Origin of the sequence: Sunxiuqinia dokdonensis, assembly GCF_001270965.1 — a bacterium.
Lineage (GTDB): Bacteria > Bacteroidota > Bacteroidia > Bacteroidales > Prolixibacteraceae > Sunxiuqinia > Sunxiuqinia dokdonensis.
This window is the reverse complement of the sequence record NZ_LGIA01000171.1, coordinates 40309-54159: the sequence shown is the minus strand read 5'-3', so window position 1 is coordinate 54159 and position 13851 is coordinate 40309. Positions and strand designations below refer to the sequence as shown.

Sequence of the window (13851 nt, the reverse complement as noted above, 5' to 3'; positions counted from 1 at the left end):
GGCAGTCGTAGGCGCAAATCCAATCTCTGATGGAATCCAGTATCGAGCATCCAGCATCGAGCATCCAGTATCGAGCATCCAGAATCTAGTGTCCAACATCCAGCACCGCGCCTGTTCACCCCAAAGCGTATTCGAAATCCTTGGCATTTCACCCAACCAGATAGAAAAAAACAGTTTGTCCCGGCGAATGTGTACAAAATTACAGCTGATTCTTTGCTGAAAACCCGACCTTTGAAACTTCGTATGAGGAAAATGAAAAGCGCCATGGTGCGAATTTCAAAAATGAAATAAGAACATCCATAAACCAACTTTCTGATGAAACAGATGACCGCCTTCTTGTTTGCCACAATTTTGATGATGCAACTGGTTTCGTGCCAAAGTCCCGATGCCCAGCCCGTAGCTTTGTTCCCCGATGGCTCAGAAATACCGGCCTGGTTTAACGAAACCGGCAAGATCGACCCCGATACACTGGGCGTGCAACTGCTCATTACCGACTTTGGTGCGGTGGGCGACGGGCAAACGCTGAACACGGAAGTCATTCAGCAAACCATCAACGAAGCGTCGGCGCAAGGGGGTGGGGTAGTCATTATTCCCGAAGGCCGTTTTTTAACCGGCGCCTTGTTTTTTAAGCCGGGCACCCACCTGCATGTGCGCGAGGGTGGCGTTTTGCTGGGCTCCGATGACATTAGCAACTTTCCCATCATGCCCTCACGAATGGAAGGCCAAAACCTGGATTATTTCCCTGCAGTGGTGAATGCCTATGGCGTGGATGGATTTTCCATTACCGGCAAGGGAACCATCGACGGCAACGGGCTGAAATACTGGGAAGCCTTCTGGCAGCGCCGCGAAGAGAATCCCGACTGTACCAACCTGGAGGTGTCGCGTCCCCGGCTGGTGTTTATTCAAAAAAGCAACCACGTGCAGTTGCAGGATGTGCGGCTGCAGAATTCGGGCTTTTGGACCTCCCACTTTTACCAATGCAACCACGTCAAGATTCTCGATCTGCATATTTTCTCCCCCGCCAGCCCCGTCAAAGCGCCCAGCACCGATGCCATTGACCTGGATGTGTGCTCCAATGTGCTGGTTGAAGGCTGCTACATGGAGGTCAACGACGATGCCATTGCCCTGAAAGGAGGCAAAGGTCCCACGGCAGATACTGACCCCAACAACGGACCAAATAAAAACATCATCATCCGCGATTGTACTTTTGGCTTTTGTCATTCGGCGGTCACCTGCGGCAGCGAGTCGATTCACAACCGCAACATCATCGTCAGCAATTGTAAGGTTGATGGCCCTTCGCGTGTGTTGTGGCTTAAAAACCGGCCCGATACGCCCCAGCTGTACGAGTACATTCTGGTTGAAAACATTACCGGCCAGGCTACCCGGCTGCTTTTTGCCAAACCCTGGCGGCAGTTCTTCGACCTGAAAGGACATGAAGCACCTCCGGTATCTCAGGCCAACCACATCGTGTTTCGTAACATCAAACTCGACACGAAGATTTTTGCCGATATCGATGTGTCAGAATATGATCACCTGAAGAACTTCACCTTCGAAAATGTAGAAGTAACCGCCGAGAACGGCGAACTGAAACAAGACTTGTTTGATGGCTTGACCCTGAAAAACGTGGTGGTCAACGGAGAACGCCTGGACTAGGGGGGGAGAAGTCGCAGTTGGCAGTCGCAGTTGGCAGTCCCAGTTGGCAGTAGGGAGCTGCAAGCTTCAATTCGCGCAGAACCTGTCAGTGCAGGTGGCGTCGGGCCAGTCTGCGCTGGCTCAACTCTCCGGCAGATCCTGAAATGAATTCAGGATGACCCTTTTCGCCTGAGGGTGTTTGCTTTGCACTGGCGAGTCATGCCGAACTTGTTTCGGCATCTCCATAGAATGAGGAAAGCTTGATTATCGTGGAAAGAACAAACCACCTCCCCCTGCGCTGCGCTTGGGTACTCCTCCTATCCAAGGAGGAGAAAGGGCTCAACTCGCTGAGGTTTTCAGAGAACAGCAAGCGAAATGTCACTGGCCAAAATTCTCCTCCTTACAGAGAAGGAGTACTCCCGGTTTACCGGGAGGGAGGTGGTTGGGTTTTTAATAACTTGGTGGCTTGGTGTTTTAGAAAGCTGTCCCGGCAAAGACGGGATTCCAAAATCCAACCACAGGGTCGTCCAACACCCCAATATCCAATGACCAATCCCGCAATATTTTCCTCGCCGAAACAAGGTCTTTTCTGAAATAAAGCCATCTTTGCAGATAGAAAACGACAAGCATAGCTTCATGGCCAACAAGTATTTCCAAGCGATGAGACGATTTTTGCCCGACGGATTTATCTCCGGCATTCTGCTGATAATCCTTTTGGCGTACCTGCTACCGGGCATTGGCAGGCAGGGCAGCGCCATCGAGCTGAAGGTGCTCATTCGCTACGGTATCTCGCTGCTGTTCTTCTTTTATGGCCTGCGCTTAAGTCCCGAAAAACTCAGAGCCGACCTCAGCAACTGGCGCTTGCACTTGCTGATTCAATCCATCACTTTTTTGGTTTTTCCCTTGGTGGTGCTGGCCTTTCGCCCTTTGCTGGCAGGCAGCGAAAATGAAATGCTTTGGCTGGCGGTTTTCTTTCTGGCGGCGCTGCCGTCCACCGTCTCTTCCTCGGTGGTCATGGTGTCTATTGCTGAAGGTAATCTGCCCAGTGCCATTTTCAACGCCAGCATATCCGGTGTCATCGGCATTTTGCTCACCCCGCTGTGGATGGGTATTTTTCTGGAAAAGCAAAGCGAAGCCTTCGCCTTTGGTGAAGTCATCCGCGACTTGGTCGTTCAAATTCTGATTCCCGTATTTATTGGCCTGTTGCTGCACCGCTGGTGGGGTGTTTGGGCCAACCGCAACAAGCGCTATCTGAGCCTGTTCGACAAATCTGTGATTCTGATGGTGGTGTACCGGAGTTTTAGCGATTCGTTTCTGAATGGCGTGTTCACCAGCATCATGCTGCACGAGTTGCTGTTGTTGGGCGGCAGTGTCATTGGCTTGTTCTTTTTCATTTTTGAAGGGACCAAAGTGCTGACCCGCCTGATGCACTTTAACCGCGAAGACCGGATTACCATCTTGTTCGCCTCCTCAAAAAAGTCGCTGGTTCACGGCTCGGTCATGGTGATGGTCTTGTTTGGCGATACCTCCGTTGGCAGCTTGTTTTTGGTGCCGGTTATGATTTACCATGCCTTTCAGTTGTTCTACATCAGCATTGTGGCCCGCCGCTACGGGAAGGAGAAGATTGAAGGATTGAAGGATTGAGGGGTGGAATTTCCGTTTCGATTTAATACCTTTAACCTTTGCCAGTAAACAGAGAAAAAACGTATGGTTCGAACGCTAGCCAAAATAAGCCTGGTCCTGTTGATTATTGTTTCCCTTCCTATGGGATTCTACCTTGTGAGGGAATTTTCAACCTTAAGCAAAAACGAAGAAATGGTTGAACGGGTGTTTAGCACCCAGCTCGAATCCATCTTGTATTCCATCAATCAATATTCTGAAAATGTGGTCCAGCAATGGAGCCAAAGCCTCGATCATCCGGTTGATCCGCAGGGCGAGCTGATGCAAGGGCTGATGGAAAACCTGTTTGCCAAAAACGAAGCTTTAAAGGCGGTGCGTTTCTCCGACCTGAATGTCCAGGAAGAACAGGCGATTTACTTCAACGATTCGGCTTTTGTGGTGGATGTGTGGCCTGAGCAGCCGGAGCTCGACCGGCTACAGGGATACCTCGAAGCCAACTATCAGCGCGTTCAGGTGCAGGCTTTTGAGGAACGGCTGCTGCTCTATTTTCTGCCGAAAAACCGCGATGGCCAACAGCTTTGTCAGTTGGTGGTGGAGCCGCAGGCCTTTATTCAGCAAAACCTGAGCCCCATGATTCAGCAGGTGGCGCACGACATTTTTTACATCACCATCGCGGATTCCGTCTCGAATCAGGTGCTGTTTACCACGGGCGAGGATAGCGGCCTGGCCCAAACGTCGGCACGAGCAGCCATGTGGTACCTGCCCGGGCACCAGTTGGGTATCCGGTTAAAATCGCAGACCTTGGAAGAGTTGGCTTCCGAGCGCACCCAGCGCGACAACTACATGCTGATGGGCGTGGGCTTGCTGGTGGTGCTGGGTTTTATTTTTGTGGTGATCAATGTTCGAAAAGAAATCAAGCTGGCTGAAATCAAGTCGGAGTTTGTCTCCAACGTGTCGCATGAGATCCGGACGCCGCTGGCCCTGATCAGCATGTATGCCGAAACGCTCCTGTTGAAGCGGGTCAAAACCGAAGAGAAACAGGCCGAATATCTTCAAACCATTCACGAGGAAAGTGCCCGGCTGACCGGCATTGTGAACCGGATTTTGAATTTTTCGCGTATTGAGCGCAACCGGATTAAGTACCACTTTGACCGGATTGACTTGCAGCAGGCGCTTCCTGAGATTGTTGCTGATTTTAATGCCCACCTGTCGGCAGCCCATGTCGAATGTCAATGCGAACCCGGCGAGCCGGAGGCCTGGGTGATGGCTGATTGGGAGTCTTTGAAAACGGTTGTTGGCAACCTGCTCGACAATGCCATGAAATATAGCGACAAGCCCGAAAAGCGAGTCCGGGTGCGCATTTTGAAAAAGGCCAAGCACGTGTGGATTGAAGTGGAAGACAATGGGATCGGTATTTCGGCCAAACATCAGAAGTATGTATTCGATCAGTTTTACCGCGTGACCGAAGGCGACCTGGCTCACCGTGCCAAAGGATCCGGGTTGGGCTTAAACCTGGTGAAACGGATTATGAAGGCGCATGGCGGAACGGTTTCAGTTCGCAGTAAGTTGGGTGAAGGGAGTACCTTTAGTTTGAAATTTCCGCGTAAAGAAAAAGAATAAAAGCATGTCGAAAATCTTAATTGTTGAAGACGAACAGGCCATGTTGGTTGGCTTGCGCGATAACCTGGAGTTCGAGGGTTACCAGGTTGAAACAGCCGATCGTGGCGATGATGGCTTGAAAAAGTTACAAGCCGGTCATTTTGATTTGGTCTTGCTGGATGTCATGCTTCCTGGCCTGTCGGGTTTTGATGTGTGCAAAAAAGCCCGTGCCCAGGGCATTGAAACCCCGATTATTTTGCTGACGGCCCGTGGCGAAGAGCTGGACAAGGTGCTGGGGCTGGAGCTGGGCGCCGACGATTATGTGACCAAACCGTTTAGCCTGCGCGAATTGCTGGCCCGCATCAAAGTAATTTTACGGCGAACGGGCAACAGTGATAAAAGCCAAAACGATTCGCTGATCATTGGCAGTTTGCAGGTTTCTTTCGATGCTTACGAAGCTTTTGATACCAAAAGCCAGCCCGTGAAAATGTCGCATAAGGAATTTGAAATTCTGCATTACCTCTACCGGCATGCCGGTAAGATTGTGACACGCGATGACATTCTCGACCAGGTGTGGGGCATGGACTACCAACCTACCGCCCGCACGGTCGATAACTTCATTGTCCGCCTGCGCACCAAAATCGACACACCCGAAAGCCAGCACATCATCACGGTGCATGGTGTGGGGTATAAGCTGGTGTTGTAGTTTCAAGTTTCGAGTTTTAAGTTTCGAGTTTCAGGTTTCAGGTTTCGAGTTGCCGTAAACAGGCGTATGGAGTAGCTGCAAGCTGCAATTCGTACCGTAGCCCACTACTTCAATATTCAATAACCAATATCCAATCACTAGTTACCCAATTTCATGACATTTCTGTGACATCTTATGATATCATGTGATCATTGTTTGACAGCGGGCTTACATCTGTGCCCTTACTTTGTACCAGAAAACAATTAGAAACAGAAACTCTAAAAACTCAAAGCAATGAAAACAACAAGAACAATGACACTGATGGTTGTCGCTTTTTTAATGATGACCGGCCTGACTTTCGCAAGTGAAACCACTGCCACCATGGCCAAAAAAGAGCTGTACCACGAAATCACCGAGGTGTTCAACAACGACCTCAAGGATTGGAACAACTACTTCTACCAAAACGACATCGACAAGTTGGATGAAAAAGTGCAGGTTTGTTTTATCGTGAATGGAGACCAGTCGCTGAGCCTCGTCCGGGTGAAAAGCAAAGATGGTGCTGCAACTGACTATGTGAAGCACGTTTTTAAAACGCGTAAAATCGAAGCCGACAAGGTGCTAGTGGGGAAAGCGTACATCTTTAATATGGATTTGCGTTACGAGGCCTGGTAAGCCAGACAGCAGCATTTCGAATTGATTTTGTTTTTAAATATCTTGTACCCAAAGTTCACGACATCATGACCAGCAGATTTATCATCGTTTATGTATTGATCCTGACAGCCTTTGGTTCTTCGGAGCTGAAGGCTGCGGATTGGAAATCGCTTATCAGCCTGAACGGAAGTTGGCAGTTTACGGTGGGCGACGACCCGGCATGGGCTGATCCGGCAACCGATGTGCGCGACTGGGACGTGATTCAGGCACCCAAAGCCTGGGAACATTATTACGAAGATTACAACGGTTATGGCTGGTACCGGAAAAATTTCAGCCTGAACTGGATCCCCGAAACCGGGATGGTTCACCTCTTTTTAGGGTACATTGACGATGCGGATGAAGTGTTTGTCAATGGACAAAAAGTGGGACAAAGCGGAGGTTTTTTCCCGAACTATGAAACCGCGTACAATCTGGAGCGAAACTACCTGGTTCCGGTTGCGCTCCTCAATAAAACAAAAAATGTAATTGCTGTGCGCGTGTTTGATGAAGGCCGCGATGGGGGCATCGTCCGGGCCGATAAGTTTGGGCTGTACTACGACCGCGACCAGGCCCAAATGGCTTTTGACCTGAGTGGAACTTGGAAGTTTACCACCGACAACTTTGGCAATATGCATGACCCGCAAACCAGCGATGAACAGTGGGACGACATTTATGTGCCCATGACATGGGAAAGCCAGGGTTATGCTGATTACAACGGACGGGCCTGGTACCGAAAACGATTTTCGCTGCCCGAAACTTTGAAAGGCGAAGAGCTGTACCTGGTTTTGGGAAAAATTGACGATTACGATGTGGTTTACCTGAATGGATACAAGATTGGCCAGGTGGAGGATTTGGATACCTATTCCCGGTTTCAGCGCGGCAACGCTTATTCGCTCTACCGGATCTACAAAATTCCATCGAACTTGCTAAAAAGTAAAAACCTGCTTTCGGTTGAAGTGGAGGATGTTTTTCAGGATGGAGGTATTTATGAGGGACCGGTGGGAATCATGAGGGGAGACGATGTCAGCCAGTTTCGGGAGAAGATCCGGTGGCAGGAGAAAAACTGGGGTTGGAATTCATTTTTTCGTGATCTGATCCGCTTATTAGATTAGCTATGAAAACACGAAAGACAAGGAGGTGGTTGGGAAGCCTGATGGTGCTGCTGTTCATGGCCCATGCTGTGCTGGCTGCTGAGCCCGACGAGAAGGATTTGCGCGGGCTGTGGAAGTTTCGCATCGGCGACCGCAGCGAATGGGCTTCGCCTCAATACGATGATACGGACTGGGATCATATCCGGGTGCCGGCACGTTGGGAAAACGAAGGTTTCCGCGGCTACGACGGCTATGCTTGGTACCGCACCCGCTTTTCGCTGGGGGCCGAGCTGGAGAATAAAAAACTGACACTGGAGTTGGGCTATATCGACGATGTGGATGAAGTGTTTATCAACGGGACCAAGATTGGTCAAACCGGCTCTTTCTCGCCACACTATACCACGGCCTACAATGCTTTGCGTAAGTACGAAGTTCCACCAAGCCTCATTCGGTTCGGCGAAGAAAACATCCTGGCCGTTCGGGTGTACGACAGCCAGCTCGAAGGCGGAATTATTTCGGGAAACGTCCGCATCTTTTCAACCGGCGTGTTGCCTCCTTTTTTTCAGGATTTGACCGGAACCTGGATGTTCAACAAGGGAAAGGCTTTTCAGGAGCAGGACCACAAGCCCATTCAGGTGCCTGGTGCCTGGGAGAACCAGGGCTACAACAACTTTGATGGTTATGCGGTCTACACCCGAAAAATCCGGGTTTCCGAAGCCATTGCTTCTCAGCGGTTGGTGCTGCTGGCCGGCCGGATCGATGATGCCGACCAGCTATTCATCAACGGAAAGTTTATTGGCGAAACAGGCGACTACCACCGAAGGGGATACGGTGAATCGCACCGTCAATTGCGAAATTACTTTATTCCGCCCCATGTGTTTAAAGCGGGCGAAGACAATATTTTGGAGATCCGGGTGTACGACTGGGGTGGATTTGGTGGCATTCAGGAAGGCCCGGTGGGCTTGATGACCCAGGATCAGTTTCGTGCGTACTGGAAATCGAAACGAAGAAATTAGTTTTTTGCAAATAGTTTTTCACGATTGGATTTGAGCGTTTAGTTTGAATGGCAGGCCTGAAATGGTCTGCCATTCTTCGTTACCGGCAGCTTCTCCTGCCAACGTTTGAGATGTGTCCGTAGCTGAATGGCCTGTCCTTATCAAACCAGGCTTTTCCATCTGTTGTTATGGAGAATACACCAAATGTAAAAGGAGTGAGCCTATGGATCCAAAATTTCAAGGAGGCGTCAACATCGCCATCAAAATACCCAAAAGAAAGTACGAAGAAACGGTCGCGTTTTATCGCGATGTCTTAAAACTCGATGTCGAAGAACAAGCCATTGAAAACCCCACGGTGTCGCGAACACACCAGGTGAAATTTGGCGGCAATGTGCTTTGGCTCGATTGTGTTGACAATTATGCGCATCCGGAGGTTTGGCTGGAGCTGAAGACCAACGCGATTGATGCGGCCACGGACTACCTGAAACGGCAAGGAACGGAAACTTGCGATGAGCTGGAGCAGATTCCCGAAAACATGCATTGGATCACCGATCCGGCGGGGACGGTTTTTATTTTGAATGAACCTGAAAATAAGGATGGGTGATGGAAGCAAAAAATGAAGGCAAACCAGTGGTGAAGGAAGTGGTGCTGAATGCGCCCATCGTCAAGGTGTGGAAAGCAATCACCAACAAGAACGACATGAAACAGTGGTATTTCGATTTGGAAGACTTTCGGCCTGAAGTGGGTTTCGAATTTCAGTTTTACGGTGGAAACGACGAAAAGAAATACCTTCATCTTTGTCAAATCAAGGAGCTTATTCCGGCCCGAAAGCTGGCCTATTCCTGGCGGTACGACGGGTATCCCGGCAACAGCCTGGTGAGTTTTGAACTTTTCCCCGAAGGACAAAAAACAAGGCTTCGGCTGACACACGAGGGATTGGAAAGCTTTGGAACCAATCATCCGGATTTGGCCAAGGCGAATTTTGTGGAGGGATGGAATACCATCATCGGAGAATCGATTAAGAAGTTTGTGGAATAAGTCTCAGCTCATTGATTCATTCCTGCGTGGTGCCGATCTCAATACATCGAGATGCTGATGTCGCGTCATCGAGATGCTGATGTCGAAGTCGCGAGATGCCGATGTCGATTCGAAGACGTCCCGACGCTCAGCGGAGGGAACTTGAATCAGTTGCGATAAAGACGATTAAGAAATTATTCATTCAATCCATGTCCTTGAATGATTTGTCGTATATTTATCCTCTCGAAAAACAAACATGCGTTAACTACTATTCCAACAAATAATTAGAATCATGAGAAAACAAAACAACAGAAGAGATTTTTTAAAAGTTTCGGCAGCAGGAGCTCTGGGCCTGACCGTGCTCGGACCCTTGGCCTGTAGCCAGCCACAACCCGCTGACCGTAAAAGTTTTGGCGTGGGGCTGCAATTGTACACCATTCGCGATGCCATGGCCGCCGATGTAGCGGGCTCGCTGAAAAAAGTATCGGATTTGGGCTACAAAAACCTCGAGCTGGCCAGCTATTCCGATGGTAAATTCTATGGTTATTCACCCAAAGAATTCAAAAAGATGGTCAACGATTTGGACATGGAAATCATCAGCAGCCACACCCAGGTTGAGGCGGCCGGAATTACGGTGGACAATGCCCAGAAAATGGCCGACGATCATGCCGAGTTGGGCGTAAAATATTGCGTACAGCCTTGGGTGAACGACGAAGACCGCAACATTGAAACCTACAAAAAAATGGTGGGCGACTGGAACGAGGTTGGCAAAATCATGAATGGCGTAGGCATTCAGTTTGGTTATCACAACCACAATTTCGAGTTTGAAACCATTGATGGTATCGTGCCTTACTATGATATTTTCCTGGCGGAGATGGATCCGGAATACATCACCATGGAGCTCGACCTGTTCTGGGCGCACAAAGCCGGCGTTGACCCGGTGGAGCTGTTTAAACAATATCCGGGACGATTCCAGCTGTTCCACATGAAAGACATGCACAAGCACGAAGCGCCGTTCTTCGATGTCAATAAAGATGATGTGGCTTCCGTAGGAGCTGGAGTAATTGATTTTAAAGCGATTTTAGCAGCCAAGGAAGTGGCCGGCATGAAATACATGTTTGTTGAAGATGACAACCAGGGTAACGGACAACCGTTTGAAGAACTGGAAGTCAGCATCAATAACCTGACCACCAAAATCTTGGTGTAAAAAATAAGAAGTGTTCGTTATATAAGCCCGGTTCTGATTCAGTTCCGGGTTTTTTATTGGCGACCTTCAGCAGCATGCGTTTTACGGGTTCAACAAAAAGCGAACAAAGAGCAATACGGTCGGCATGCATTTTATGTCGATGCAAACCTTCCCAACCCACATGCAAGCCTTCAAAGAACCAGATAGAAACCAACGGAAAAGTTTCGATCTATAAGTCCCCCACTTCACCTTAAGGTGAAAGCAGCGCAGGCCGTCAAAGTTGCCCGGGCCGGTGTTGGCGGGAAGGATTTCCGTCAGTGGCCGGACAAGTTTTGGTGGGTATCCGGGGTTGTGCGCCGGAAAGAAAAAATCCTGAGGCGGGGAGAAGGATCACTTTGACTAGATTTTTTTGTTTCGTTTTTTCATCGAATGGAAAAAATGAAATCCCGTCCGGAAGGACAAAACAAGTATTCGATGGGATCAAACGACAATCAATGCGGCGCATGCTGGCTGGGAGCAACCAACTACCAGGTGATTGCGCCTTGTTTGATGGCGTGCATTTCAACCCTCCCGAGTGCTCGGGATTTCACTCCATCCGGGGCTATTGTTGTTTAACCCCGTCGGGGTATCCGGTTCTTAGTCGTTCTTGTGACCCATCATATTTGTGCATAAAGAGTAGATTGATACGAGGAAGAAATAACGATGAGTGACTAAGTTTTCCCATTTCGTTGGAAGTAGCTTTGATTTATTTTAAGGGAAACCGAATGCGGAAGCTTGTTCCCTCGTCCAGCACGGATTCGAATTCGATTTGCCCGTCCATCAACTCCACCAGGCTTTTAGCGATAGCCAGCCCAAGTCCGTTGCCCGAGTTGATACGCACACTGCTTTGGCCCACCTGGCGAAACCGTTCAAAAATACTGGACTGGTCCTTCTTTCTTATTCCAATTCCGGTATCGGAAACCATCAGCTCCACCTGCCCGTTGAGCACCTGGGCAACTCCAAAAGTGATGGTTCCTGATTCGGTGAATTTGCAGGCGTTGTCGAGCAGGTTCGACAAAATTTGCGTGAGGCGGTCTTTATCGCTGACCATCTCCAGATCCCCCGGCGGGGGCAATTGAATGAGTTCAATGCCTGATTTACCGGCTTCTGTCAGTTTGTTCTGGTATTGCACGTACAGGCTCTCCAGCACCGGATTAATTCGAAATTCCTGTTTGTAGATTTTTACCTGCCCGGTTTCGAGTTTCGAAATATCCAAAATGTCATTGATGATCCGCAATAAACCTTCCGCACTTTTATTGATGATGGCCATGTAACTCTCCCGGGTTTCATCGGTGATCGCCTTGCTTGTTGTCAGCAGGGTGGTGAATCCCAGGATGGCATTCAGCGGGGTGCGGATTTCGTGGCTCATGTTGGCCAGGAAAGCGGACTTCAGGTGTTCCGCTTCTTCTGCTTTTTCCTTGGCCACAATCACGTCCCGGATCATTTGCTTACGCTCAGTAATGTCTTCTTTAATACTGATGAAGTTGGTGATCTGTCCGGCCGGATCAAAAATTGGCGAAATAATCAGGCTTTCCCAGTATCGTTCCCCATTCTTTCGCTGATTTTCTACTTCGCCAATCCAATCCCTTCCCGAAGTAATGGTATCCCAGATACTTCTCGAAAGAACGTTGGCATGTTCCCTGGAGTTAAGTATGTCGGAATTGGTTCCGATCACTTCATCGAAACGATAACCGGTAATCTCCGAAAATTTTGGGTTCACATATTCAACCAATCCTTCCCTGTCACTGATGGTGATACTTACGGGACTTTGTTCCAGCGCTTTTCCAAGCAGCCGGAGTTTTTCTTCGGCTTTTCGCCTGCCGGTCACATCGTGAATAATGGAGTGAAAACAATCTTGCCCCTGAAACCGAATCTTACTGGTAAAAACTTCTACATGTCTGGTTTTGCCATTGGCCAGCTGATGCTGCTCTTCTTCATAAAAGTTTCCCTGTTCGTCCAAACTGTTTTCTGGTGCGGCCGAGCCGTTTGCCGGGGTTTCAATTTTAATCTGGTTGATATTCATCGATTTCAGCTCATCCACCGTCCAGCCGTAAAACTCGGAAGCGGCAAGATTAGCCTGAATAATTTGGCCGGTAGCGGGCGCTGTCATCAGTTTGACAGCCGAATCATTTTCAAACAAATGTCGATAGTTTAATTCACTCTCCCCAAGTGCCTGTTCGGCCAGCTTCCGCTGTGTAATGTCGGTGATGGTCCCAATATAGCCCAAAACTTCTCCGGTTTCGGATACGTCGGCAACGGCTTCGCCAAACACCCAAACCACCTCCCGGTTCGATTTGAGAAAACGGTACTCCGCAATCGATTTTTCTTGCCGGTCGGTCGCCTGATTCCAGCCATCCAATAGTTTGATTTTGTCGTCGGGGTGCACCGCTTCAAGCCATCCGTTTCCGAGGGCATCGTCAAAGGAAAGGCCGGTAATTTGGCTCCATCGCGGATTGACATAGGTGGTGTACCCATCGGGCCGGGTACGGAAGATGCCGACCGGCGACTTTTCCGACAGGGTTTGATACCGTTTTTCACTTCTTCGGATGGAATCCAGTGCTTGCAGTCGCCGTTCTTCGGTTTGCATTAAAATGGCGATGATCAGGGTCGCCAGGGGAAAGACGGTCAGCACCGGGAGCCAGATTTCTGAAATAATTTCCAAGGCCGAGGGCCAGGGAATGGCCAGTTGCGAAAGCAGCATCAGGAGGTGGGCTACCAAGCTGATGATCCAAAGGTTGAACATGGAAATTTCGCCGGGCTTGTGTTGAAACAATCGCCGGGCAAGCACACCAACCAGCGGGCATAGCATGATGGTTAGGACTCCTGCAAACATCCCGGTTCCGCCCAGGTAAACCCGAAAAGCCCCGGTCAAAATCATGGCGATGGCCGCTGCCAGGCCTCCACCAAAAAGTCCGCTTAACAACAGCACAATGGATCGGCCATCGTAAAAAATGCCTGACTGCACCGAAACGGGAACGAGCATACCGGCGATGGCAATGAGGCCAAACAAAAGGCCGGCAAGAATCTTGAACCGGATCAGCGACCCTGAGCGGAATCGAGATAACAGTCCATACAATACTGACAAGGTAATCAGTAAAGCGGTGTTTTGAGTGAGGGCTATAAATAATTGGTTCATGGAGCGCTCCAGCTTGTTGATCGTGCTAATGGCAAGTCCGGATCAAGCCGGACTTCATCCTTTAACGGGCCGAAATATACGCTTTTTGGCTGGGATTCAAAATGTTTTTTTAGTAGGCTGGAACCTGGCCTTTTGGGTTTTGGATAGGAGAAACCAGAGAT

General features: G+C 49.4%; 11 protein-coding genes. 10 read left to right on the top strand and 1 reads right to left on the bottom strand.

Annotation, left to right across the window (positions count from 1 at the left end):
• Nucleotides 1–315: 315 nt before the first annotated feature.
• From NC99_RS14155 to NC99_RS14110, 10 genes are all read left to right on the top strand, one after another.
• Nucleotides 316–1653, top strand: coding sequence for a rhamnogalacturonidase (locus NC99_RS14155; RefSeq protein ID WP_053184842.1), 1338 nt, complete (start codon nt 316–318; stop codon nt 1651–1653).
• 639 nt (nt 1654–2292) lie between these two features.
• The gene (locus tag NC99_RS14150) at nt 2293–3276 is read left to right on the top strand and encodes a bile acid:sodium symporter family protein (RefSeq protein ID WP_053185030.1); all 984 of its coding nucleotides are present in this window, start codon (nt 2293–2295) and stop codon (nt 3274–3276) included.
• Between the two features lie 63 nt (nt 3277–3339).
• Nucleotides 3340–4872 (top strand): sensor histidine kinase, encoded by a 1533-nt coding sequence (locus NC99_RS14145; protein WP_053184839.1) that lies wholly within the window; start codon nt 3340–3342, stop codon nt 4870–4872.
• A gap of 4 nt (nt 4873–4876) precedes the next feature.
• Nucleotides 4877–5557: a response regulator transcription factor gene (locus tag NC99_RS14140; protein ID WP_053184836.1), complete on the top strand. Its 681-nt coding sequence runs from the start codon at nt 4877–4879 to the stop codon at nt 5555–5557.
• A gap of 273 nt (nt 5558–5830) precedes the next feature.
• Nucleotides 5831–6208: a hypothetical protein gene (locus NC99_RS14135; RefSeq protein WP_157624905.1), complete on the top strand. Its 378-nt coding sequence runs from the start codon at nt 5831–5833 to the stop codon at nt 6206–6208.
• 65 nt (nt 6209–6273) lie between these two features.
• Nucleotides 6274–7338: a beta galactosidase jelly roll domain-containing protein gene (locus NC99_RS14130; protein WP_053184830.1), complete on the top strand. Its 1065-nt coding sequence runs from the start codon at nt 6274–6276 to the stop codon at nt 7336–7338.
• Between the two features lie 2 nt (nt 7339–7340).
• On the top strand, nt 7341–8333 hold the full coding sequence (locus NC99_RS14125) for a beta galactosidase jelly roll domain-containing protein (protein WP_053184828.1): 993 nt from the start codon (nt 7341–7343) through the stop codon (nt 8331–8333).
• A gap of 202 nt (nt 8334–8535) precedes the next feature.
• Complete coding sequence (locus tag NC99_RS14120; RefSeq protein WP_053184824.1) at nt 8536–8916, top strand: VOC family protein; 381 nt, start codon at nt 8536–8538, stop codon at nt 8914–8916.
• Nucleotides 8916–9350: an SRPBCC family protein gene (locus NC99_RS14115; protein ID WP_053184821.1), complete on the top strand. Its 435-nt coding sequence runs from the start codon at nt 8916–8918 to the stop codon at nt 9348–9350. The genes NC99_RS14120 and NC99_RS14115 overlap by 1 nt, the downstream gene beginning before the upstream one ends.
• 271 nt (nt 9351–9621) lie before the next feature.
• Nucleotides 9622–10536 carry a TIM barrel protein gene (locus tag NC99_RS14110; RefSeq protein ID WP_053184818.1) on the top strand — a complete coding sequence of 305 codons (915 nt, stop codon included), beginning with the start codon at nt 9622–9624 and terminating at the stop codon, nt 10534–10536.
• Between the two features lie 724 nt (nt 10537–11260).
• On the opposite strand, the gene NC99_RS14100 is transcribed toward NC99_RS14110, so the two are convergent.
• Nucleotides 11261–13690, bottom strand: coding sequence for a PAS domain S-box protein (locus tag NC99_RS14100; protein WP_053184812.1), 2430 nt, complete (start codon nt 13688–13690; stop codon nt 11261–11263).
• Between the last annotated feature and the right edge of the window lie 161 nt (nt 13691–13851).

Excerpts from the sequence above, each read along its gene's own strand:
- NC99_RS14110 (WP_053184818.1), top strand. The coding sequence starts at position 9,622 with ATGAGAAAACAAAACAACAGAAGAGATTTTTTAAAAGTTTCGGCAGCA.
- NC99_RS14120 (WP_053184824.1), top strand. The coding sequence starts at position 8,536 with ATGGATCCAAAATTTCAAGGAGGCGTCAACATCGCCATCAAAATACCC.
- NC99_RS14125 (WP_053184828.1), top strand. The coding sequence starts at position 7,341 with ATGAAAACACGAAAGACAAGGAGGTGGTTGGGAAGCCTGATGGTGCTG.
- NC99_RS14140 (WP_053184836.1), top strand. The coding sequence starts at position 4,877 with ATGTCGAAAATCTTAATTGTTGAAGACGAACAGGCCATGTTGGTTGGC.
- NC99_RS14145 (WP_053184839.1), top strand. The coding sequence starts at position 3,340 with ATGGTTCGAACGCTAGCCAAAATAAGCCTGGTCCTGTTGATTATTGTT.
- NC99_RS14115 (WP_053184821.1), top strand. The coding sequence starts at position 8,916 with ATGGAAGCAAAAAATGAAGGCAAACCAGTGGTGAAGGAAGTGGTGCTG.
- NC99_RS14130 (WP_053184830.1), top strand. The coding sequence starts at position 6,274 with ATGACCAGCAGATTTATCATCGTTTATGTATTGATCCTGACAGCCTTT.
- NC99_RS14135 (WP_157624905.1), top strand. The coding sequence starts at position 5,831 with ATGAAAACAACAAGAACAATGACACTGATGGTTGTCGCTTTTTTAATG.
- NC99_RS14100 (WP_053184812.1), bottom strand. The coding sequence starts at position 13,690 with ATGAACCAATTATTTATAGCCCTCACTCAAAACACCGCTTTACTGATT.
- NC99_RS14155 (WP_053184842.1), top strand. The coding sequence starts at position 316 with ATGAAACAGATGACCGCCTTCTTGTTTGCCACAATTTTGATGATGCAA.
- NC99_RS14150 (WP_053185030.1), top strand. The coding sequence starts at position 2,293 with ATGAGACGATTTTTGCCCGACGGATTTATCTCCGGCATTCTGCTGATA.